The organism is Marinimicrobium sp. ARAG 43.8, assembly GCF_050113635.1.
Taxonomy (GTDB): domain Bacteria; phylum Pseudomonadota; class Gammaproteobacteria; order Pseudomonadales; family Cellvibrionaceae; genus Marinimicrobium.
Window position 1 is genome coordinate 20,981 of record NZ_JBNJLT010000005.1, and the last position, 22,990, is coordinate 43,970.

Annotated in this window: 20 protein-coding genes; 18 read left to right on the forward strand and 2 right to left on the reverse strand. The window is 57.2% G+C overall.

The window, feature by feature from the left end; genetic code table 11:
- Positions 1-97 precede the first annotated feature (97 nt).
- From prmB to ACQCLF_RS10815, 3 genes are all read left to right on the forward strand, one after another.
- Entirely contained in the window at positions 98-1,009 is a 912-nt protein-coding gene (gene prmB / locus ACQCLF_RS10805) for a 50S ribosomal protein L3 N(5)-glutamine methyltransferase (protein WP_426987125.1), read from the forward strand.
- 49 nt (positions 1,010-1,058) lie between these two features.
- Positions 1,059-2,156 (forward strand): chorismate synthase, encoded by a 1,098-nt coding sequence (gene aroC, locus ACQCLF_RS10810; protein ID WP_426987127.1) that lies wholly within the window; start codon positions 1,059-1,061, stop codon positions 2,154-2,156.
- A gap of 95 nt (positions 2,157-2,251) precedes the next feature.
- On the forward strand, positions 2,252-3,028 hold the full coding sequence (locus ACQCLF_RS10815; RefSeq protein WP_426987129.1) for an amidohydrolase: 777 nt from the start codon (positions 2,252-2,254) through the stop codon (positions 3,026-3,028).
- A 56-nt stretch (positions 3,029-3,084) separates the two neighbouring features.
- On the opposite strand, the gene ACQCLF_RS10820 is transcribed toward ACQCLF_RS10815, so the two are convergent.
- Complete coding sequence (locus tag ACQCLF_RS10820) at positions 3,085-3,822, reverse strand: TIGR04219 family outer membrane beta-barrel protein (RefSeq protein ID WP_426987131.1); 738 nt, start codon at positions 3,820-3,822, stop codon at positions 3,085-3,087.
- A 174-nt stretch (positions 3,823-3,996) separates the two neighbouring features.
- Positions 3,997-4,863 (reverse strand): LysR family transcriptional regulator, encoded by an 867-nt coding sequence (locus tag ACQCLF_RS10825; protein ID WP_426987133.1) that lies wholly within the window; start codon positions 4,861-4,863, stop codon positions 3,997-3,999.
- 129 nt (positions 4,864-4,992) lie between these two features.
- On the opposite strand from ACQCLF_RS10825, the gene leuC reads away from it, so the two are divergent.
- The 15 genes from leuC to ACQCLF_RS10900 all read left to right on the forward strand — a co-directional run bounded on the left by leuC (position 4,993) and on the right by ACQCLF_RS10900 (position 22,965).
- On the forward strand, positions 4,993-6,429 hold the full coding sequence (leuC, locus tag ACQCLF_RS10830; protein ID WP_426987135.1) for a 3-isopropylmalate dehydratase large subunit: 1,437 nt from the start codon (positions 4,993-4,995) through the stop codon (positions 6,427-6,429).
- Positions 6,426-7,073: a 3-isopropylmalate dehydratase small subunit gene (gene leuD, locus ACQCLF_RS10835; protein WP_426987137.1), complete on the forward strand. Its 648-nt coding sequence runs from the start codon at positions 6,426-6,428 to the stop codon at positions 7,071-7,073. Before leuC ends, leuD begins: the two co-directional genes overlap by 4 nt.
- Before the next feature lie 45 nt (positions 7,074-7,118).
- Complete coding sequence (gene leuB / locus ACQCLF_RS10840; RefSeq protein ID WP_426987139.1) at positions 7,119-8,198, forward strand: 3-isopropylmalate dehydrogenase; 1,080 nt, start codon at positions 7,119-7,121, stop codon at positions 8,196-8,198.
- A gap of 67 nt (positions 8,199-8,265) precedes the next feature.
- A complete protein-coding gene (gene asd / locus ACQCLF_RS10845) occupies positions 8,266-9,375 on the forward strand; it encodes an aspartate-semialdehyde dehydrogenase (protein WP_426987141.1) in 1,110 nt (369 codons plus the stop codon).
- 337 nt (positions 9,376-9,712) lie between these two features.
- Positions 9,713-12,919, forward strand: a complete 3,207-nt coding sequence (locus ACQCLF_RS10850) for a FimV/HubP family polar landmark protein (protein ID WP_426987143.1) — start codon at positions 9,713-9,715, stop codon at positions 12,917-12,919.
- A gap of 198 nt (positions 12,920-13,117) precedes the next feature.
- Positions 13,118-13,933: a tRNA pseudouridine(38-40) synthase TruA gene (gene truA, locus ACQCLF_RS10855; RefSeq protein WP_426987621.1), complete on the forward strand. Its 816-nt coding sequence runs from the start codon at positions 13,118-13,120 to the stop codon at positions 13,931-13,933.
- 73 nt (positions 13,934-14,006) lie between these two features.
- A complete protein-coding gene (locus ACQCLF_RS10860; RefSeq protein ID WP_426987145.1) occupies positions 14,007-14,636 on the forward strand; it encodes a phosphoribosylanthranilate isomerase in 630 nt (209 codons plus the stop codon).
- Between the two features lie 17 nt (positions 14,637-14,653).
- Positions 14,654-15,877 (forward strand): tryptophan synthase subunit beta, encoded by a 1,224-nt coding sequence (gene trpB / locus ACQCLF_RS10865; RefSeq protein ID WP_426987623.1) that lies wholly within the window; start codon positions 14,654-14,656, stop codon positions 15,875-15,877.
- Positions 15,878-15,913: 36 nt separating this feature from the next.
- On the forward strand, positions 15,914-16,720 hold the full coding sequence (gene trpA / locus ACQCLF_RS10870) for a tryptophan synthase subunit alpha (RefSeq protein WP_426987147.1): 807 nt from the start codon (positions 15,914-15,916) through the stop codon (positions 16,718-16,720).
- Positions 16,721-16,813: 93 nt separating this feature from the next.
- Positions 16,814-17,674 carry an acetyl-CoA carboxylase, carboxyltransferase subunit beta gene (gene accD / locus ACQCLF_RS10875; RefSeq protein ID WP_426987149.1) on the forward strand — a complete coding sequence of 287 codons (861 nt, stop codon included), beginning with the start codon at positions 16,814-16,816 and terminating at the stop codon, positions 17,672-17,674.
- A complete protein-coding gene (gene folC / locus ACQCLF_RS10880; RefSeq protein WP_426987151.1) occupies positions 17,675-19,006 on the forward strand; it encodes a bifunctional tetrahydrofolate synthase/dihydrofolate synthase in 1,332 nt (443 codons plus the stop codon).
- The gene (locus ACQCLF_RS10885) at positions 19,003-19,605 is read left to right on the forward strand and encodes an SPOR domain-containing protein (protein ID WP_426987153.1); all 603 of its coding nucleotides are present in this window, start codon (positions 19,003-19,005) and stop codon (positions 19,603-19,605) included. The genes folC and ACQCLF_RS10885 overlap by 4 nt, the downstream gene beginning before the upstream one ends.
- Before the next feature lie 94 nt (positions 19,606-19,699).
- The gene (locus ACQCLF_RS10890) at positions 19,700-20,197 is read left to right on the forward strand and encodes a CvpA family protein (protein ID WP_426987155.1); all 498 of its coding nucleotides are present in this window, start codon (positions 19,700-19,702) and stop codon (positions 20,195-20,197) included.
- 24 nt (positions 20,198-20,221) lie between these two features.
- Complete coding sequence (purF, locus tag ACQCLF_RS10895; protein WP_426987157.1) at positions 20,222-21,757, forward strand: amidophosphoribosyltransferase; 1,536 nt, start codon at positions 20,222-20,224, stop codon at positions 21,755-21,757.
- Positions 21,758-21,777: 20 nt separating this feature from the next.
- A complete protein-coding gene (locus ACQCLF_RS10900) occupies positions 21,778-22,965 on the forward strand; it encodes an O-succinylhomoserine sulfhydrylase (RefSeq protein ID WP_426987159.1) in 1,188 nt (395 codons plus the stop codon).
- Positions 22,966-22,990: the final 25 nt, after the last annotated feature.

Sequence of the window (22,990 nt, forward strand, 5' to 3'; positions counted from 1 at the left end):
TGGATGGCCTCGCCTGGGCGGCGAATGATTCGCCAGAAAATGGCTGATAAGCGGTACAATAACCCATCTCTATAATTGCGCCATAAGGAATCCGTACGTGCCAGTTACGCCACAATCGCCCGAGTGGGCACCGTTAACCACTGTTCGCGACTTTATCCGCTGGGGGGCCAGTCGTTTTGGTGCGGAGGGGGTGTATTTTGGCCACGGTACGGACAACGCATGGGATGAGGCGGTGCAGCTGGTTCTCCACGCTCTGCATCTGCCCGTTCAAAACAGTCGCCAGGAATGGCTTGATGCGACGTTGACGGATCCTGAACGGCTGGCGGTGGTGAACCTTTTGCAGCGCCGAATCGACGAGCGTCTGCCTGCCGCCTATCTCACTGGTGAGGCCTGGTTTTGTGGCTTGAAGTTCCAGGTGGACAGCCGCGTTCTGGTGCCGCGTTCGCCGATTGCCGAGCTGATCGAAGCCGGCTTCCAGCCTTGGCTTGATGGTGAACCCGAGCGGGTGCTCGATCTGTGTACCGGCAGCGGCTGCATCGGCATCGCCTGCGCTTATGCCTTCCCGGAGGCGCAGATTGATGTGAGTGACATCTCCGCCGATGCGTTGAGCGTCGCCCGGGCCAATATCACCCAGCATCAACTTGAAGGGCGGGTGCGCGCGGTGGAGTCCGATCTTTTCGCGGCGCTGCGTGGCGAGTGCTATGACATCATCGTCAGCAACCCGCCTTATGTGGACGCGTCTGATTTGGCGGCTATGCCCGCTGAGTATCACGCAGAACCCAGCATCGGTCTCGGTTCCGGTGAAGATGGTCTGGATTTCACCCGTCGTCTGCTGGTAGAAGCCCGGGACCACCTGAATGACGATGGCATTTTGGTGGTAGAGGTTGGTAATTCCCAGGTCGCGTTAGAGTCGGCGTTCCCTGAATTGCCCTTTGCCTGGGTCGAGTTCGAGCGTGGCGGGCACGGTGTGTTCGTACTGAGTGCGCGAGCACTGTCCGCGTTTATATAAGGTATAATGCCCGCAATCCACACAACAACAGGAACCATCGGAACCCCTTATGTCCGGCAATACTTTTGGCAAGCTGTTCACACTCACTACCTTTGGCGAAAGCCATGGCCCCGCCCTGGGTGCCATCGTGGACGGTTGCCCGCCCGGACTGGCCTTGACTGAGGAAGATCTGCAGCGGGATCTGGATCGGCGCAAGCCAGGGCAGTCTCGCTATACCACCCAGCGGCGTGAAGCGGACCAAGTGCGCATTTTGTCCGGCGTTTTTGAAGGCAAAACCACCGGCACCCCGATTGGACTGTTAATTGAAAATACCGATCAGCGGTCCAAAGACTACTCGAAAATCAAAGACCAGTTTCGTCCGGCGCACGCCGACTATACCTACCACCACAAATATGGCATTCGGGACTATCGTGGGGGCGGCCGTTCGTCTGCTCGGGAAACGGCTATGCGAGTGGCGGCGGGGGCGATCGCCAAGAAATATTTGCGCGAGCACTGTGGCATTGAGGTGCGCGGCTACCTCTCTCAGCTCGGCCCCATTGCCATCGAGAAAGTGGATTGGAACCAGATCAGCGAGAACCCGTTTTTCTGCCCGGACGTCGACAAAGTGTCGGCAATGGAAACGTACATGCAGGCTCTCGCCAAAGAAGGAAACTCAGTGGGTGCCAGAATTACGGTGGTGGCCACTGGGGTCAAGCCCGGTTTGGGAGAACCGATCTTTGACCGTCTGGACGCAGAGATTGCCCATGGCCTGATGAGTATCAATGCCGTGAAAGGCGTGGAAATTGGCGCGGGTTTTGACTCGGTGGCTCAAAAAGGCACCGAACATCGTGATGAAATGACGCCCCAGGGTTTTTTGTCGAACCATGCCGGTGGTGTGCTGGGAGGAATTTCCTCCGGTCAGGATATCGTCGCGCACCTGGCGCTCAAGCCTACTTCCAGCTTGCGGGTTCCGGGCCGTGGCATCGATATTCATGGCGAGCCCACCGAGGTGGTGACCACTGGGCGTCATGATCCTTGCGTAGGTATTCGTGCAACCCCCATTGCCGAAGCCATGCTGGCGTTGGTTTTGATGGATCACACCTTGCGCCATCGTGCCCAGAACGCCGGCGTGCGCACTGAGACCCCGATCATCCCCGGGCAGGCTTAACCGACGGGTACAAAACCGCCCCATAGCTGTGGCATGCTGGAGGACCGCCGGTGCTCCAGCGGCATCGGGTGGCTTGTACAACACTGGAGTCGGCTATGCAGGACCTTGCGCTTTCCCTGATACAAACCGCTATTGAGCCGGACAACCCCGAGTTCAATCTCAAGGCCTATGAACGCTGGCTGGTCAATGCCGGTGACAGTGATCTGGTGATTCTTCCGGAAGTGTTTACCACGGGTTTTAGTGCCACGGCACGTGCTCACGCTGAAGTCGAGGGCGGGCGAGCCTATCAATGGTTGGCCCACTGGGCGAAAAAGCTCGATGCGGTGATGACCGGCTCTTTGGTAGTACGGGAGGGAAGTGAGTACAGCAATCGGCTCGTGTGGATGCGCCCCGACGGCTCTTTCACTCACTATGATAAGCGCCACTTGTTCCGCATGGCGGGCGAGCACCAGCGCTATCGTATGGGCGATCAGCGTTTGGTAGTGGAACTCAACGGTTGGCGGGTATTGCCTCTGGTGTGTTACGACCTGCGCTTTCCTGTGTGGTGCCGCAACCAGAATGATTATGATCTTGCGCTGTTTGTCGCCAACTGGCCGGCAGCACGGGCGCTGCATTGGCAGCGTCTCTCACAGGCCAGAGCGATTGAAAACCTCAGCTATGTTGCCGCTGTTAACCGTATTGGTCGAGATGAAAAGGAGCAGGATTATCGCGGCGATAGTGCGGTCTATGGCCCCGCTGGCGAAGTGCTTCTGGATGCCGCCAGTGAGGAGGGGCGTTTTTCCTGTGTACTCAGTGCAGAGCGGCTGACTTCTTATCGCCAATCGTTTCCGGCCTGGATGGATGCGGACGACTTTGAGCTGGTAAGGCGTTAAAAAACGAGAGGTGAGAGGGGGGAGGGCGAAAGCGCCCTCCACCGACAGCGCCTCTGCTAGAAGTGCAGGGTCAAGGCTGCATAGGGTCCCTTGATGTCCACGTCGGCGGTGACATCTTCATTGATATCCAGTGACATTTGCCGGTAGCCCAGTTCTATCCCGAGGTCTAGCACCGAATCGATAAAGCGGTAGCCGATGTTGGCGCTCATGTCGCTCAGATCATTGTCATCATAGCTGATGATATTGGCTTGCACACCGACGTACAGTCCGGTTAAAGGCAGATCGAACTGCGCCTTCCCGTAAATCATGGGAATGGCCTCGTCCAGATCCACGTATTGGCTGTTGAGGTTGCCTTCGGCCTGGACGTAGCCATCAAACTGGCGAACTGTCACCCCTAAATCCAGATTGACCCAGTTGTCCAGTAACTCGTAATAGAGTGTGTAATCCGTGTGGGTCAGGTCGACGTCTGTAGCCACGTCGTCACCGACTACGAACGTTTCGCCGTCCAGTGTAAAGCTCTGGGTAATCATCGCCGATTGCCGACTGCTTAAATCCGTATGTTGAATACGCGCGTTAGGCAAAATGGGGATGGGGTGCTCGAAAGCGATGTAGAAAAAGTTATTGTCGCTGTCCTTCAGGCCAAGCTCGTCGACATAAATGCTGTTGTCGCTGTCGCCCAGTAAGCCAGAGTAATCGCTCTGCCACTGACCGGCGCCCACGTAGACGCCCAGCACGTCGGCCGCCGCAAACGGTGCCGCCAGCACCAGGCCGCTGGCCAGTATCGTTTTTTTCATAACCGTATTCCCATTCATGACAACTCCCATTGCTATTGGGGTGAATAAACTACTCACTATAGTAGCAGAGCAGGGAGTGAAAAGTGTGATTCGTTGGGTGTGGGGCGTAACTCTTGCGAAGCGGGGTGCCGTGCAGAGAAAAAGACGAAAAGTAACCCGCCCTGCTTGATATTGTCAGCCCTTCAGGAACTGTAAAAATACTCGCGCCGCGTTGTTCAGACTTCGTTGTCGGTGGTGAATCGCGCCAAGGTGGCGAGTGAGCACCACATCTTCCAGCGGCAGGGGCTGAACGAGGCCGTCGCCGGAGAGGGTTTGCGGCAACACCCCCCAGCCCAGCCCAATGGAGACCATCATTTTCAGAGTGTCCAGATGATTGGCGACCATGCCGATATCCAGAGACAGTGCCTCGGCGTCGAACAACTGTTGCACCAACCGAGTCGTGTAAGTACCGCTATCCGGAAGGATGGCCTGCCAGGGTGACAGGTCGGCCAGCGTCATGCGGTCGTGCTCGGCAAGAGGGTGGTTGTGGGCGACCACAAAGTCCAGTTGATCCCGCCAGATAATATCTTCGGCAATGTGGGGATCTGACTCCGGGGCCAGCGTCACAATCCCTAAATCGAAACGCCCTTGCAACACTTCATGATAGGCCTGCTCGGAGTCGAGAAAGTGCAGGTCGAGTTTGACCTCGGGGTACCGCTCGGTGAAGTGTCGCAGCGTGGGGGGCAGGCGGTGTAAACCGATGTGGTGGCTGGTGGCAATGCTCAGTTGGCCGCGCACCTCTCCTTGCAAGTCCATGATGGCGCGCTCGGCATCCGCGACTTCCTGCAAAATGCGCCGAGCGTTGGGTAACAGGGACACACCCGCGTGCGTCAGGCTGATTTTCCGACCGACGCGGTCAAACAGCGGGGTATCGAGTTGCTGTTCCAGTGTCGCAATGCGCTTGCTAATCGCCGGTTGCGTCAAATGCAACCGCTGCCCGGCGGCGGAAAAGGAGCCGGTTTCGGCCACGGCGACAAAGGCGTGAAGGTGTTGGGTATCCATGATCTCAGTTTATCCATTCCATTTGGGAATGCAATACATAAAAATTATAAATTTGTTTTATTGGTTGGTCGCTTTTACAATAGTTTCACCGCGATTAGTTAAGTGCAAAACATCAGTGGAATCAATTGTATGAGCGCCAGAACTCTTTACGACAAATTATGGGACGCCCACCTCGTGCAAGAGCGCGACGATGGCTCCGCATTGATTTATATTGACCGGCATATTATCCATGAGGTGACGTCTCCGCAGGCCTTTGAAGGTCTGCGTCTGGCGGGCCGCAAACCCTGGCGGGCGGATTCCATATTGGCCACGCCTGACCATAACGTACCGACGACCGCGAAAGAGCGCGCCTCCGGCGTCTCCGGTATTCAGGACCCCGTTTCCCTCATCCAGGTAAAAACCCTGGATGACAATTGCGACGAGTTCGGCATTACCGAGTACAAAATTAACGATCACCGGCAGGGCATCGTGCATGTCATCGGCCCTGAGTCCGGCGCGAGTCTGCCCGGCATGACGATCGTTTGTGGCGATTCGCACACGGCCACAAATGGGGCGCTCGGGGCGCTCGCGCATGGCATTGGCACCAGCGAGGTGGAACATGTCATGGCCACCCAGTGCCTGGTGGCCAAGAAAATGAAAAACATGCTGATCAAAGTGGACGGCACCCTCAATCCGGGTGTCACCGCCAAGGATGTGGTATTGGCGATCATCGGGAAGATCGGTACCGCCGGGGGCACCGGTTACGCCATTGAATTTGGCGGTGACGTCTTCCGGGATATGAGCATGGAAGGGCGCATGACGGTTTGCAATATGGCAATCGAGGCCGGTGCCCGTGCCGGCATGGTGGCAGTGGACCAAACGACCATCGATTACGTCGAAGGGCGTCCTTACGCGCCCAAGGGCGAGGACTGGGAAAAAGCCGTGGCGGCATGGCGAGACCTGAAAAGTGATGAGGGCGCCCCATTTGATCAAGTGGTGGAAATGCGCGGTGAAGACATTCGGCCTCAGGTCAGCTGGGGAACCTCGCCGGACATGGTGGTTTCCATTGACGACCAGGTTCCCGACCCCGAACGTGAAAATGATCCAGTCAAGCGCGAAAGCATGAAGCGGGCCTTGCAGTACATGGGTTTGCAAGCCAACCAGCCTGTGCGTTCCATCAAGCTGGACCGTGTTTTTATCGGTTCATGTACCAATTCCCGTATTGAAGACATTCGGGCGGCGGCTTCGGTGGTAAAAGGGCATCGCAAAGCCGACAGCGTGATCGAGGCTATCGTTGTGCCAGGTTCGGGTACGGTCAAGGCGCAGGCTGAGAAAGAAGGGTTGCATCAGATTTTTATTGACGCCGGCATTGAGTGGCGCGAGCCAGGCTGCTCCATGTGTCTCGCCATGAACGCTGACAAGCTTGGCGCGGGCGAGCATTGCGCCTCCACGTCCAACCGCAACTTTGAAGGGCGTCAGGGGTATGGCGGCCGCACCCATCTTGTCAGTCCGGCCATGGCGGCTGCGGCGGCGATTGCAGGCCATTTTGTTGATGTGACCGATATTACCGGAGGACAAGCCGCGTGAAATCCTTTACTCAAATGACCGGCATTGCCGCGCCTATGGATCGGGCTAACGTCGATACCGATATGATTATTCCCAAGCAGTTTTTGAAATCCATCAAACGTACCGGTTTCGGTAAAAACCTGTTTGATGAGCTTCGGTATCTGGACGAAGGAAAGCCCGACCAGGATTGTAGTGGCCGCCCATTAAACCCGGATTTTCCGCTGAATTTTGAGCGCTACCAGGGGGCAACTGTGTTGTTGGCTCGCGAAAATTTTGGTTGCGGTTCGAGTCGCGAGCATGCGCCCTGGGCACTGGACGATTACGGCTTTCGGTGCGTCATTGCTCCCAGTTTTGCGGAAATCTTCTACAACAACTGCTTCAAAAACGGATTGTTGCCGATCGTGCTTGAGGCAGACATTGTCGATCAGCTTTTTCGGGAGATGTACGCCGAAGAGGGCTATCAGTTGACGGTGGATCTCCATGGCCAAGCGGTGAAGACACCTGGCGGCGAGTCCTTTAGCTTCGAGATTGATGAGTTTCGCAAACATTGTTTGCTTAACGGTCTGGATGATATTGGCTTGACGCTGGAGCAGGCCGAGGCCATCAAAGCCTATGAAGCTCAACGACGACAGGACGCTCCCTGGCTGTTCGATGGCCTGCGCTAGTGTCGGCCAGCGCTCACGCTTAATCACGCAAACAGGAGAAAGGTAGTGGGAAAACAGATTTTGTTATTGCCGGGCGATGGTATTGGCCCGGAGATCGTAGCCGAGGCCGCCAAAGTGCTGGATGTGGTCAATGATCAGTATGATCTGGGGCTGACGTTTGAAGAAGACTTGATGGGTGGATGTTCCATCGACGAACATGGGGTGCCTTTGTCCGACGAGGCGCTGGAGAAAGCCCGGCAATCCGATGCCATTTTGCTCGGGGCTGTTGGCGGGCCGCAATGGGATAAGCTGGATCGTGCCATTCGTCCCGAGAAAGGATTGTTGAAAATCCGTTCCTCACTGGAGCTCTACGCCAACTTGCGACCTGCGATGTTGTATCCGCAACTGGTGGAGGCCTCCAGCTTGAAACCGGATGTAGTCTCCGGGCTGGATATTCTTATCGTTCGAGAGTTGACCGGCGGCATTTATTTTGGCGAGCCGCGCGGAATCCGGATGCTGGATAATGGCGAGCGCGAGGGTTTCAACACCTACAAATACAGCGAAAGTGAAATCGAGCGAATCGGGCGCACGGCGTTCGAGATGGCACGCAAACGCCACGGTAAAGTGTGCTCGGTGGACAAAGCCAACGTGCTGGAAGCGACCATGCTCTGGCGTGAAGTCATGGAGCGCCTTGCGCCGGAGTACCCGGACGTCGAACTGTCCCATATGTATGTGGACAATGCGGCCATGCAGCTGGTGCGAGCGCCGAAGCAGTTTGATGTGATCGTCACGGGTAATATGTTTGGCGACATCCTTTCCGATGCCGCCGCGATGTTGACCGGGTCCATTGGTATGCTGCCGTCTGCTTCACTGGATAAAAACGGGCGCGGTATGTACGAACCCTGTCACGGATCGGCGCCGGATATTGCCGGGCAAGGCATAGCCAACCCGCTGGCGACGATACTGTCCGCCGCCATGATGTTGCGTTATTCTCTGTCCATGACCGAAGCCGCCGATGCCATTGAGGCGGCGGTGGGCAAAGTGCTGGATCAGGGGTTGCGCACAGCGGATATTGTCACCGAAGGCGGTCGCAAAGTATCCACCCGGGAAATGGGCGATGCCGTGGTCGCCGCGCTGAAAAGCTGAAGCGGCTTTCGGCAGCGGTCGGGAAAATACCACTCAGAATTCACTCACTGAAAAAGAGAGAAAGATTATGAAAGTAGGTTTTATCGGATGGCGAGGTATGGTCGGTTCTGTGCTGATGGAGCGCATGCAGGCAGAGAATGATTTTGCGGACATTGAGCCGGTGTTTTTCTCGACCTCCAATGCCGGTGGTAAAGCCCCTGCGGTAGTGGATGGTGTGCCACCGCTGAAAGACGCCTTTGACCTGGAAGCGCTAAAGGGGCTGGATGCTATTGTGACCTGTCAGGGGGGCGACTACACCACCCAGGTGTTTGGTAAACTGAGAGAGAGTGGTTGGGACGGCTACTGGATTGACGCCGCCTCGACGTTGCGGATGGACGATAGCGCCGCGCTGGTGCTCGATCCGGTAAACCTGGACGTGATCAAAGACAGCATTGCCAAAGGGGTCAAGAATTACATCGGTGGCAACTGTACTGTGAGCCTGATGTTGATGGGCCTGGGTGGCCTGTTTCGGAACGACCTGGTGGAGTGGGTATCCGCGATGACGTACCAGGCCGCCAGTGGTGCGGGCGCTCAAAATATGCGTGAACTGCTGACGCAAATGGGTACGCTGCGTGACGCTGTGGCAGACGAGTTGGCCGATCCGGCGTCGGCCATCCTGGACATTGACCGGAAAGTGGCGGCGTCAATGCGCAGTGACGATTTTCCGACTGAGCATTTCGGGGCACCATTGGCGGGCAGTTTGCTGCCGTTTATCGATAAGCAGCTTGAGAACCGTCAAAGTAAAGAAGAGTGGAAGGGGCATGTAGAGACGAACAAAATCCTGGGTCGCGGGGAAAACCCGGTGCCGATTGATGGCCTTTGCGTTCGTGTCGGTGCCATGCGCTGCCACAGCCAGGCTCTGACGCTCAAACTGAAGAAAGATGTGCCGCTGGATGAAATCGAGCAAATGCTGGCGGAAGCCAACGAGTGGGCCAAGGTGGTTCCCAATGAGCGAGAGGCCACGTTGCGCGACTTGACACCGACGGCGGTGACGGGAACCCTGACGGTACCTGTAGGGCGGTTGCGCAAAATGAACATGGGGCCCCAGTACCTGTCCGCGTTTACCGTTGGGGACCAGTTGCTGTGGGGTGCAGCGGAGCCGCTGCGTCGCGTATTGCGGATCCTCAAGGAAGCCTGATACCCATTCGTTAGTCGAATCGACCGACGGAAAAGACCCCGCCAACCGCTCTGTTGGCGGGGTCTTTTTGTCTAGCGGGGACACAAAAGGGAGGGGGTTTTTGTGCGACGGTGCAAAGAATGTATAAAAACATGCCAGAAACACGGCGAGGGCGGAGGCTGGAGTGTTGATAAAAGGCTACGTATAATGAATACTTACCGCCATTAGTGAAGAACTATTCTAGGTTTATTGACTCCTGCTCAGCGAATTCAGGTTCACCGTGCCACAAAAATCGACGGGAAAGTCGATGACTTCAGTCGGGCACAAGGGGACCAGGGAGATAATAAAGGATCATCCTATGCATCTGCTTCGTCAGCTGGTTTTTGTCTTGGGGTTGGCTACCTTGTTGGTCTCTCAGCCAGGGTTCGCCTTGGGGCTGGGCAATTCCGAGCTACACTCGGCACTCAATCAGCCATTTCGTGCTGATATTCAGCTCACTAACCTGCGTGATTTGAGCGGGGATGAGATTATCGTGCGCCTGGCGTCCACCGCGGACTTCCAAAGGGCCGGTATTGAGCGCCTGGAGTTCTACAACCAGCTGCAGTTTGAGGTCCAGCTCGACGCACCCGGCGGTCCGCTGGTTCGGGTCACCTCCCGTGAGCCTGTGCGCGAGCCCTACATGAACTTTCTGGTGGAGGCCCGCTGGGCCAGTGGAAGGTTGCTGCGGGAGTATACGTTCCTGCTGGACCTGCCGACCTTTGATGACGAGCAGCAAACGTCTCCCGTGCAGGCCGTAAGCCCGGGCGAAGCGCAGCAGCGGTCCTCAGGCCGTCGCGCGACGTCTTCCCAGGATCCCGCGTCGCAGCCATCTCGCACCGAATCCGGTGGAACGCGCTCCAGTGGCGGCAGTGATACCTATCGCGTCAACGCAAACGATACGCTGTGGGAAATCGCCTTACGGGCTCGCCCGGACCGAGATCTGTCGGTGCAACAAACCATGCTGGCTATTCAGCGTGAAAATCCGGAAGCCTTTATCAACGGCAATATCAACTTGTTGAGGGAAGGACAGGTATTGCGTCTGCCCGACCGGGATCAAATCCTGCGGGAGAACCGGCAAGGCGCCGTGCGTGAAGTCGCTCAACAAAATCGTGAGTGGTCCGGCGGGACACTGGGTGCCCAGCTTGACGCGGGTCAACGCTCTGGTAGTGCGCCGCGAGAGTCTTCCGGTATGTCCGGCCAGGTGCGGTTGGCGGCCCCAACGCAAAATGGTAGTGGTGAGTCAGGCCAGAGCGGCGGGCAAAGTACGGATTCGGGAGCCGAGGTGGAAGCGGAGCTGGCCGGGGCTCGTGAAGAACTGGATAAAAGTCGTCGGGAAAACCGCGAACTGGCGTCGCGGGTAGAGGAGCTCGAAGCGCAAATTGAAACCATGGAAAGCCTGATCGAAGCCTCTAACGAGCAGTTGCGCGCTCTTCAGGCCACTGCACGTCAGAATCAGGATGCGGAAGAGCCGTCACGTGATGACAGTGCCGACACCCAGGCGTCGGCAGAGAATACCGGCAATGTATCGTCAGAGGGTGATTCGCAGGCTGATCCTCAGGTAGATGCTGAGGTAGGTGCTGAGGTAGATAGCGCTGAAGTGGCCACCTCCTCGGACGACCGGGGTAAGCGGGTAGTGCGTTCCGCTCCAAAGCCAAAGACGTTAGTGGACCATGTAATGGACAACCTGTTGTGGGTGGGTCTTGGCGTATTGGGGCTGTTGATAGTGATCTTGTTGGCAGTGCGTCGCCGCCAGTCCTCGCCATCGAACGACGGAAGCAACGGCCACTTTGAGGACACTGACACTGATGAGCCGCTGGATCCGGCCTTCACTGAAGACGATTACGCTGCTTTCCAGGCAGAGCAGGAGACGATGGAAGTGGGAGAGGACCGCCTGGATGATGCCTCCGAGAAAGACGACACTTCCGACATGGCGCCAGACGATTGGAATGAGGCCATTGAGGAGCCCGAGGTCGAGGCGGAAACAGGCGACGTTGTCGGTGAAGCGGATATCTATATTGCCTATGGCAAACTGGATCAGGCCGAAGAGTTGCTGTTGAAAGCGTTGGATAAAGAGCCGGACTCTCCGGCAATCCGCTCCAAGCTGCTGGAGATATACGCCGAAAATCGTGACGTACGCTCCTTTGATCACCATTATGCGGCGCTTTTGGAGACTGGGGATCGGGACGCTATTCAACGTGCGTCCGAGCTGCGCGAGACGATTCCCGGGGCGGGCGAATTTGACGTGTCTGCGCTGGAGCCATCCGGCGAGCCGGAATCCGCAGCGGTTACGCTGACGCACGATGAGGAACGCTCTGAGGCCGGTGAGGACAGTGAGTTTGATCTTGGGCTGGATGACGATTTTGAGTTTGACCTGGACGAGGAGCCGAAGTCCGAGGCGTCCATCACCGATGATGGCGCGGTGAAGGCGTCCGCTGAGGGTGATGACTTCTCCTTCGATGAGATCGATGGTGACATCGATGGCGACCTGGACTTTACTCTGGATGAAAGTGATGACAACGCCGTTACCTTAACGGAACGTGACCGTGCAGAAGGTGACCGTGCAGAAGGCGACCGCACAGAGGAAGACCGCACCGAGGAAGACCGCACCGAGGAAGAGAGTGACGACTTCCCCGAGCTGGATCTCAAACTGGACGAGGGAGACTTTGCTCTCTCCGACAGTGCTGATCAGCGCTCTGCCCAATCACCTGAGGCGTCCGAGCTTGATGACTGGGAATTCGATTTTGAGACCGACGCTGCTGATGGCGATCGTTTAGAGGCACTGGACGACGAATTGTCATTGCTTGACGACTCCCCAGAAGCGTCTGACGAGCCCAAAGCACAGGCTGATACGAGCGACCTGGGGTTTTCCCTGGAAGAAGATGCTGAAGATGAGTTGACCTTGAGTGACACTGACTTCGACAGTGCCGCCACCACAGAGGATGAGCAGGCCGCGGCCTCTGAAGGTCTCGCCGATCTGGACGACGAGGAAGCGTTTACTGAAGATTGGTCGGCATCCCAAAGTGATCGCGAACCTGAAAGCGGTCTTGAACCCGAAGCAGAAACCAGGCTCGAGCAAGAACTTCCCGCTGAGGAAGAGGCCACATCCCCCGAAGCGGAGGATGACCTGGACCTCGACAGTCTGGATATGGGTGACATGGATCTATCATCGCTGGATGAAGAGATGAGCGATCTGGACGCCGATCTGGAAAACCGGGACGAACAGGAAGCCGAACCGCCGGCGGTGGAAGACGATCTCTCCGTGCAGGGCGGCGATTCGTCGGACGATATCCTCCCTGAAGACTACACACAGAGTGAGGCGGATCTGATTGACGACGAGGACATGGATGCCGAGCTGGACTTTCTGGCTGACGCGGATGAAGCCGCTACCAAGCTGGATCTGGCTCGTGCCTACATCGATATGGGAGACACGGATGGTGCTCGCGATATCCTGGAAGAAGTTCGCGAGGAAGGCAATGAGGATCAGCGTAAAGAAGCCGACGAGCTGCTGGGACGCATTATCACCTGATTTCGTCGAAAGCTCGCCGACAAAGCCTTGTGTCGTTGGACGCAAGGCTTTGTTGTTTAAGAAATGCGGCTACCTGAGGGTGGCATTCTGTTAACACCAGAGAAAGTCTTTCGTCTGATGATTGACCCCGAACATGCTCTCGCTCGGCCCTACGTGCGCAATTCTGAAATCGGGTCTGAAACGCCCTGGCCGGAAGGTATGCATCGTGTGGCATTGGCGGTGGAGTATCTGGGGTCTCACTATCACGGTTTTCAGACACAGCCGAGCGGTGTGGCGACTGTGCAGCAACATTTGGAGCGGGCCTTGACGGCGATCGCCAATGAGCCTGTCACCCTGGTTTGCGCCGGGCGCACCGATGCCGGCGTACATGCCACAGGTCAAATCATCCATTTCGATACACTGGCGGACCGACCGGAAAAAGCCTGGGTTAAAGGAACGCGCGCGCATTTACCTGCTGATATTGGTATTCGATGGGCTCGAACGGTGACGTCGGAGTTCCATGCCCGTTTCAGCGCTCACTCTCGAACCTACCGATACCTGATTTCTGATCGAGCGAGCTATTCAGCATTGACCCACCAGCACATCACGTGGTCCCGCAAACCGCTGGATGTGGAGGCAATGCATGAGGCGGGCCAGAGCCTGGTGGGAGAGCACGATTTCACCTCGTATCGGGCCAGCCAGTGCCAGGCCCGCAGCCCAGTGCGCACCATCGAGTATTTACACCTGGCTCGTCGCGGCGAGCTGATCGTTCTGGAGGTCAAAGCCAACGCATTTTTGCATCATATGGTGCGCAATATCGTCGGGGTGTTGATGGCGATTGGCGCGGGTGAGATGCCGGTGGGGGGCGCTGCTGAGATACTGGCTGCGAAGAATCGCAGCGTCGGCGGGGTTACCGCCCGTCCTTTTGGGTTATACCTGGTGAATGTCGAGTATCCCAGCCGATTCGGTCTGCCAGCGTGTGAGCCAGGGCCATTGATGATCCCCGAGCCGTTGGGCGGTTTGCGGCGGAGCTGAGCACCACTCCTAGGGGCGCAGCAATTCACCCCAATTTCTGCTAGTATTTGCGCTCGGATTTTAGGGGGCTGTTATGCGCATCAAGATTTGTGGCATCACAACGCCAGAAGACGGGCGTATGGCCCTGGACGCTGGTGCGCACGCCCTCGGGCTGGTGTTTTATCCGCCGAGTGCGCGAGCGGTGAATGTGGAGGCGGCGCGCGCCGTGGCCGATGCGGTCGGTCCCTTGGTAACGCTGGTTGGCCTGTTCGTGGATGCAGAGCCCGAGGCCGTGGAGACCGTGTTGCAAAGGGTCCCCTTGCAACTGCTACAGTTTCATGGGAACGAATCTGCGGAACATTGCGAGTCCTTTGGGCGTCCTTATATTAAAGCATTACGTATGAAACCAGAGCTGGATCTGGATGCAGCGATGGCCGCCCACCCCAGAGCCGACGGGTTTTTGCTTGATGCCTATCGAAAGGGCGTACCCGGAGGTACTGGTGAGACGTTTGACTGGAAACGCGTACCCAGACAAGCGGCCCGTCCCGTGATTCTGGCCGGCGGGCTGACCCCGAACAACGTGGCCCACGCCATTGCTGCTACCCACCCCTATGGTGTAGACGTCAGTGGCGGCGTAGAGGCCGGGCCGGGGCGTAAAGATGCCCGGAAGGTCCGGCAATTTATAGAGAATGCCTCAAACGGCGTTAAAGGTGAGCAACGGTGACTTCAAAGACTCAAACCCTGTCCGGCAAACGGTATTCCGAAACCGACTACAGCCAGTTCCCGAGTGATGATGGCCATTTCGGCCCCTATGGGGGGCGGTTCGTGTCGGAGACATTGATTTATGCGCTGGACGAACTGAAAAGCATTTATTCCAACCTGAAAAACGATCCGGACTTTCAAGCCCAGTTTGATCGCGATCTCGCCTACTATGTGGGGCGACCCTCTCCGCTTTACCACGCTCAGCGCTGGAGCCGCGAACTGGGTGGGGCGCAAATCTATCTCAAGCGGGAAGATTTGAATCACACCGGAGCCCATAAGGTAAACAACACCATTGGCCAGGCACTGCTGGCAAAGTTCACTGGAAAGCAGCGCGTGATTGCCGAAACCGGTGCCGGGCAACACGGCGTGGCCACCGCCACGGTAGCCGCCCGACTCGGGTTGAAATGCTGTGTTTACATGGGCGCTGAAGATGTCCAGCGCCAATCGCTGAACGTCTACCGGATGAAGCTGCTGGGGGCGGAAGTCATCCCGGTCACCTCGGGTTCCCGCACATTGAAAGATGCGATGAACGAGGCCATGCGCGACTGGGCCACCAACGTCGATGATACGTTCTATATTATCGGTACTGTCGCTGGTCCGCATCCCTACCCGCAGCTGGTGCGTGATTTTCAGGCGGTCATTGGGCGTGAAGCCCGCGCTCAGCATCTGGAGCAGACCGGCCGTCTCCCGGACGCGCTGGTGGCCTGTGTGGGGGGCGGTTCCAATGCGATTGGCCTGTTCCATCCCTTCCTCAAAGACGATAGTGTTGAAATGTACGGCGTGGAAGCGGGGGGCGACGGGGTTGAAACCGGCCGCCATGCGGCGCCACTTAACGATGGCGTCCCCGGGGTATTGCACGGGAACCGCACCTATTTGATGGAAGATGAGAACGGACAGATTATCGAAACGCACTCGGTCTCTGCCGGTCTCGATTACCCCGGTGTTGGGCCCGAGCATGCCTGGTTGAAAGACCTTGGGCGGGTCAATTACGTCGCTATCAATGATGACGAAGCGCTCTCGGCTTTCCGCAAAACAACGCTGGTCGAAGGCATTATGCCAGCGCTGGAATCCAGCCATGCATTGGCTTACGCGGAGAAGCTGGCGAAGACAATGAGTCCGAAGCAATCCATCGTGGTCAATCTGTCAGGCCGCGGAGACAAAGATATTCTGACCGTCGCCAAGATTGATGGTATTGAAGTGTAGATAGCATCGAAGTTTAGACACCAGGAAACCGAATTCATGAGTCGTATTGCCCAACGTATGGAAAAACTGCGTCAGCAGGGACGCAAAGCGCTGGTCACCTATATTGTTAACGGTGACCCGACGCCCGCCGCCACTCTGCCCACCATGCACGAACTGGTTCGTCAGGGCGTTGATATTATCGAACTGGGTGTGCCGTTCTCCGACCCGATGGCCGAAGGTCCAGTCATTCAAAAAGGCCACGAACGGGCCTTGGTACACAACATCAGCTTGAGCAGTACGCTGGAGTTGGTGCGCGCGTTTCGGGAAACAGACAGCGAGACGCCCGTGGTGCTGATGGGCTACGCCAATCCGGTCGAGCGCATGGGGTACCAAGCGGTGGCGTCCCGCTCGGCCGAGGCAGGTGTCGATGGTTTTCTCACCGTGGATTTGCCGCCGGAAGAAGCCGAGGCCTTTAGCCGTGAACTGCATGCCGCCGGGCTGGATAACATTTTGCTGCTGGCTCCGACGACCAGTGTCGAGCGTGCGCGCCGCGTTGCCAAATTGGCTAGCGGATTTATTTATTACGTCTCACTTAAAGGGGTGACCGGCGCAGGTCACCTGGATGTCGATGCGGTTAAGGCGAAGTTGGAAACCTTTGGGGAATTGACCGATCTTCCGCTGTGTATCGGGTTTGGTATTAAAGATGCGGCGACTGCGAAAAAGTTGTCCGACTTGGCCGATGGCGTGGTAGTAGGCAGTGTCCTGGTGAATCGCATGGGCGAACTGGCCGATGAAAGTGCCGACACCGTGGCCACGGAGGTGGGACGCATCGTGAAAGATATTCGTGCCGGTCTGGATGGTTAGATTTCCGCAACGCCAGGCCGACGAGCCTGTCGTCGCCGTCAGTGTTTTTGAATCGTTTAATGAGTTTGAACCGATTGAGCAGAGAGAATTGTCATGAGTTGGCTTGAGAAAATTGTCCCCAGCATGGCCCGTTCGGAAGGCAAGCGCAGCAGCAAGGTGCCTGAGGGCCTTTGGAAAAAATGTGTGAAGTGTCAGTCAGTCCTGTACCGGCCTGAACTGGAGCGTAATCTGGACGTTTGCCCCAAGTGCGACCATCACATGCGCATCGGTGCCCGATCGCGGCTCAACCTGTTTCTGGATGAGGAGAACCGGCAGGAACTGGCGACCAACGTGGAGCCGATTGACCGTTTGAAATTCCGGGATGTCAAAAAATACAAGGACCGGCTTACCACCGCCCAGAAAAGCACCGGCGAGAAAGACGCTCTGGTGGCCATGAAAGGGACCTTGAAAGGGATGCCAGTTGTAGCGGTGGCCTTCGAGTTCGCTTTTCACGGCGGTTCCATGGGGTATGTGGTGGGCGAGCGTTTTGCCCGCGCCGCCAAAGTGGCGCTGGAAGACGACATTCCACTGGTTTGTTTTTCGGCGACGGGTGGGGCACGTATGCAGGAGGCATTGATCTCCCTGATGCAGATGGCCAAAACCAGTGCCGTTATTGAACGACTGAAACTGCAGGGCACACCCTACATTTCGATTATGACGGACCCGGTATACGGTGGCGTTTCGGCCAGTCTGGCATTGCTCGGCGATATCAACGCAGCGGAACCCAATGCGCGAGCGGGCTTTGCCGGCCCCAATATTATTGAACAAACCATTCGGCAGAAATTGCCCAAAGGATTCCAGCGCAGTGAATTCCTGCTCGATAAGGGCGCTATTGATATGATTATTCATCGCCGTGATATGCGTGATACGGTAGGGCGGCTGCTGGCAAAGCTGACTCGGCAAGAGGCGGTCTGATTGACGTCAAAGCGATTTGAACGGCTTGATGACTGGCTCATTTGGCTTGAAGGTCATCACCCTGTCGAGATTGAGCTGGGTCTCGGTCGCATCCGCATCGTGGCGGATCGGTTGGGTTTGCTTAATCCCCGCGCCCGCATTGTTACGATTGGCGGCACCAACGGCAAAGGCTCCTGCGTAGCGGTCTGCTCTGCATTATTGCGGGCCGCGGGCTGGAAAGTCGGCAGCTACATCTCTCCCCATATCCTCAGCTACAACGAACGTGTGTGCGTAAACGGTCAACCGGTCTCTGATGCGGCGTTGTGCGAAGCGTTTGCACGAATCGATGAAGCCCGTGGCGATATCAGCCTCACCTATTTTGAATTTGGCACTCTGGCGGCGTTTGAGATTTTTCGCGATGTCAACGTCGATGTGATGGTGTTGGAAGTTGGGCTGGGGGGGCGTCTGGATGCGGTCAACCTTCTGGACGCTGATGTCGCGGTAGTCACCAGCGTTGACCTGGATCATCAGAGCTGGCTGGGCAATGACCGGGACAGTATTGGTCGTGAAAAGGCCGGTATTTATCGCACGGGCCGACCCGGTCTCTGTGCGGATCCAGAGCCGCCGCTGGGGCTGTTGGACACGGCGGCTCAGATGGGTGTGACATTGCAGTGCGCGGGAGACGCCTTTGGCTTCGAAGTGCGCGCAGAAGGTTGGTGTTGGTGGGGGAGCTCCGCGGAGAATCAACCACTGCACCTGACCCTCCCGGTCCCGTTGCTGCCTTGGTCGAGTGTGGCGGCTGCGTTGCAAGCCGTTGCTCAACTGGGCGTGGATCTCCCGGCGATTGTTCCAGAAAGCGGACTGGAGAAGCTGACTTTGCGGGGGCGCTTCCAACAATTAAGCTGGCGAGGCTGTCCTGTTATATTAGATGTGGCACACAACCCTGCAGCCGCTCGCCATTTGGCCGAACGGCTGGCGCGACACCCGGTGGCCCGCACTTTTGTCGTTGTCGGTATCATGGCGGATAAGGACCGGGTGGGGACGCTGGCCCCGATGAAATCATTGGCCACAGAGTGGTGGCTGGCGGCTCTACCGGGTGTGCCCCGCGCGGCGTCTCCCGAACAGCTGAAGAAGGATCTGGCCGAACTGGGGGCACAACCGGGAGGCTATGGTACAGTACCGGAGGCGTTGCGCTGGCTTGAACTCAGTGTGCAGCCGGGTGATCGAATTGTCTTTATGGGCTCGTTTTTCACGGTAAGTGCCGCCCTGGTCGCTCTGAACAAAGGCGAGCCCTGTGAGCACGCCGGCAATGAGGCACCCCTATCCGACACGGACTCTCTGGAGGACAAGTGAACATCGGTCTTAAACAGCGATTGGTGGGTGCCGTGGTACTGCTGGCGGTGGCTGTGTTGGTGTTGCCCAGTTTTCTGCGTGACCGACAGGTAGAGCCGGTCAGTACGAAAACGTTGATTCCTGATCGGCCTCCGACCCAGACGCTCACCTTCCAATCGCCGCAGGCGCCCAGTGATATCGAGCCGGCTCCTGAACCTGACACCATGTTTATGCCGAAAAGTGATCAGGTGCCGGTAGAGCCCGTTGCCAGTGAAGAGGTTGCTGCCTCTGACGACGCGGTTGAATCCGAGACAGACGCCGACGCCAGCGTTCCACCGCAGGGCGAAGATTCATCTGAGCAACCCCCCGCCGCGGCCGGCGAGAGTGCCTGGGTCGTGCAGGTCATCAGCTATCGTTCTGCGGACTCCGCCCGGACGCTACGGGACAGGTTGCAGGCCGAGGGGCATCGCGCCTATGTACGTACCGCCACCGTGGGTGATGCTCAAGTGAGCCGGGTTTACATCGGCCCCAAAATCAGCCGTTCCGATGCCGAGGCAACCAAGGCCGAAGTGGATCGGCTGCTGAAGGTTGACGCGTTAATCATGCGCTTCGAACCCTGATTCAACCGGGGGTATCTGATATGGGGTGCCTCTGCTAAAATGCGCGCGCAAGCAACCGGGGAGCCTTCCACAAGCACATGAGTCAGGCCAGGTCATGAATTGGGCGGATTGGACCATACTGAGCATCTTGCTGGTCTCCAGCCTTATTAGTATCAAGCGTGGTTTCGTCAAAGAAGCCCTGTCCCTGGTTACCTGGATAGTGGCGTTCGTCATTGCCATGTTGTTCAGTGACCGGTTGGCCGTACTGCTGACGGATTTGATCCCCACCCCTTCTATTCGCGAAGTGGTCGCGTTTGTGGCCTTGTTCGCGGCGACATTGATTGTTGGCGCCATGGTGAACTACCTGATTGGCGAGCTGGTCCGCATGACCGGGCTGTCCGGCACCGACCGGCTGCTCGGTATGATTTTTGGGTTGGCTCGTGGTCTGCTGGTGGTGATGGCGCTTTTGATTCTTCTTCCGACAATTATTCCCATGGAGCAGGACGAATGGTGGCGAGAGTCCGCCCTGATACCGCAGTTCCTGGCCTTTGAAGGTTGGGCTCGGGCTCTGGCGGGCGAGACAAGCCGGTTTTTTCTGCAATGGTTTGAGTAAACAGCAACATAAAGGTGGTTTTCTATGTGCGGCATTGTGGGTATTGTGGGCAAGAGCGACGTCAATCTTCAGCTCTATGACGCGCTGACCGTACTCCAGCATCGCGGCCAGGACGCAGCGGGTATTATGACCTGTGACGGGGGCAAACTTGCCCAGCAGAAAGCCAACGGACTGGTAAAAGATGTATTCCGCACCCGCCACATGCAACGCCTGGTGGGCAACATCGGTATCGGCCATGTGCGCTACCCGACGGCGGGCAGCTCCGGCCCGGCGCTGGCACAGCCGTTTTATGTCAATTCGCCGTACGGGATTGCACTCGCACACAACGGTAACCTGACGAACGCGGACCAGCTGAGCGAAGAACTGTTTAAAACAGACCTTCGTCATGTCAACACCGATTCGGATTCCGAAGTGTTACTGAATGTCTTCGCGCACGAACTGCAATCCCAGAGCAAATTGCAGCCCAACGAAGACGACATTTTCCAGGCCATTTCCGGCGTCCACCATCGGGTCAGTGGCGGTTATGCCGTGGTTTCAATGATCGCGCGCTATGGACTGATTGCCTTTCGCGATCCGCATGGTATTCGCCCTCTGGTGTATGGCAAGCGTGAGACCTCGGACGGTGTTGAGTACATGGTGGCCTCAGAGAGTGTAGCGCTCGATGTGCTGGGCTTTGACCTGATTGATGATGTCGCTCCCGGCGAAGCCATCTACATTACCGCCGAGGGTCAGTTGCATCGCCGCCAATGCGCTGAGAAAACCCGCCTGACTCCCTGTATTTTCGAGCATGTTTACTTCGCCCGGCCAGATTCCATTATGGACGGTATTTCCGTCTATAAAGCGCGCTTGCGCCAGGGCGAGAGGCTGGCGGATAAAATCCTGCGCGAACGCCCCAACCACGACATCGATGTCGTGGTCCCGATCCCGGACAGCAGCCGGGTGGCCGGCCAGGCGCTGGCTTACAACCTGGGCGTAAAGTTCCGGGAAGGACTGGTGAAAAACCGCTACATTGGCCGGACCTTTATTATGCCCGGCCAGCAGCAGCGCAAGAAATCGGTGCGGCAAAAACTCAATGCCATTGAACTGGAGTTCAAGGGCAAGAATGTATTGCTGGTCGACGACTCCATTGTGCGGGGCACCACCTGCCAGCAGATTATTGAAATGGCACGGGAAGCTGGTGCGGCCAAAGTGTATTTCGCCTCAGCCGCGCCGCCGGTTATCTATCCGAATGTGTACGGCATCGATATGCCAACGGTGAAAGAACTGATCGCGCACGGCCGGACTCAGGAAGAGGTGTGTCGGGAAATCGGTGCGGACTGGTTGATCTACCAGGATCTGGACGACTTGATTGCGGCCTCGGCGGAAGGCACCGACAAGGTGACCGAATTTGACTGTGCGGTGTTCAACGGTGAATATGTCACAGGCGACGTAGACAATGCCTACCTGGAGAAACTGGAGGCGGAACGTCACGAAGGTGCCCGGCAAAAAGCCAGTATCACGGCGGCCAAGGCTGAGGCGACACTGATTGGTCTGCACAATGATCTGGCAGAGAACTCCTGACGGTAAAGACGCAAATACTCATGACAGACAGTGATGATTTTCTCGAACACACCGGACTGGATACGTTAGCGGTACGTGCCGGGTGTCACCGGTCACCGGAGGGCGAGCACAGTGAAGCGCTGTTCCTGACCTCCAGCTATGTGTTTGACAGTGCCCGTGAAGCGGCAGCGCGTTTCGCCGGCGACACTCCCGGAAATGTGTATTCGCGATATACCAACCCCACGGTACGAGCGTTTGAAGAGCGTATCGCCGCGCTGGAAAAGGCTGAAAGTGCCGTGGCGACCGCGTCGGGTATGTCCGCCATTCTCAGTACCTGCCTGGCGTTATTGCAGGCCGGTGACCACATTCTGTGTTCACGCAGTGTGTTCGGAACCACTACGGTATTGTTCACCAAATATCTGAAAAAGTTTGGTGTGGACACCACGTTTGTGGACCCCACGGATATGAACGCCTGGCGCGACGGGTTTCGGGACTCAACCCGGCTCGTGTTTGTGGAAACTCCATCCAATCCGTTGTGCGATGTGGTGGATTTGACCCGGCTCGCTGAACTGACGCACGAGCAGGGCGCGCGGCTGGTGGTAGACAACTGTTTTTGCACACCAGCGCTGCAACGTCCCCTGGAATTTGGTGCCGACATCATTGTGCATTCGGCCACCAAATACATTGATGGGCAGGGGCGGTGCCTGGGTGGTGTCGTCGCGGGGGATCGCGAAAGCATGGGAGAAGTGCTCGCGTTTATTCGCAGCGCCGGTCCCACGATGAGCGCCTTCAATGCGTGGGTATTTCTGAAAGGGCTGGAAACCTTGCGGCTGCGCATGGAAGCCCATTCCCGCAATGCGCTCGCACTGGCGCAATGGTTGCAGGAGCAGCCGCAGGTGGAAAAAGTGTTCTACGCCGGTTTGGCATCTCACCCCGGTCACGAGTTGGCACGGCGCCAGCAATCAGCGTTTGGCGGTGTTCTGTCATTCCGGGTTAAAGGCGATCGCGAGGCGGCCTGGAGCCTGATTGACCGCACGCGAATTTTTTCCCTGACCGCCAATCTTGGGGATGCAAAAAGCACCATCGTGCATCCGGCCACCACCACCCATGGTCGACTCTCTCCGGAACAGCGCGCTGAAGCGGGAGTTACCGACAACCTGATCCGCCTGGCGGTAGGGCTGGAGGATGTAGACGATCTAAAAAACGATCTGGCACGAGGCCTGGGCTGATCCGGCCCTCATCATCGGAAGGGGA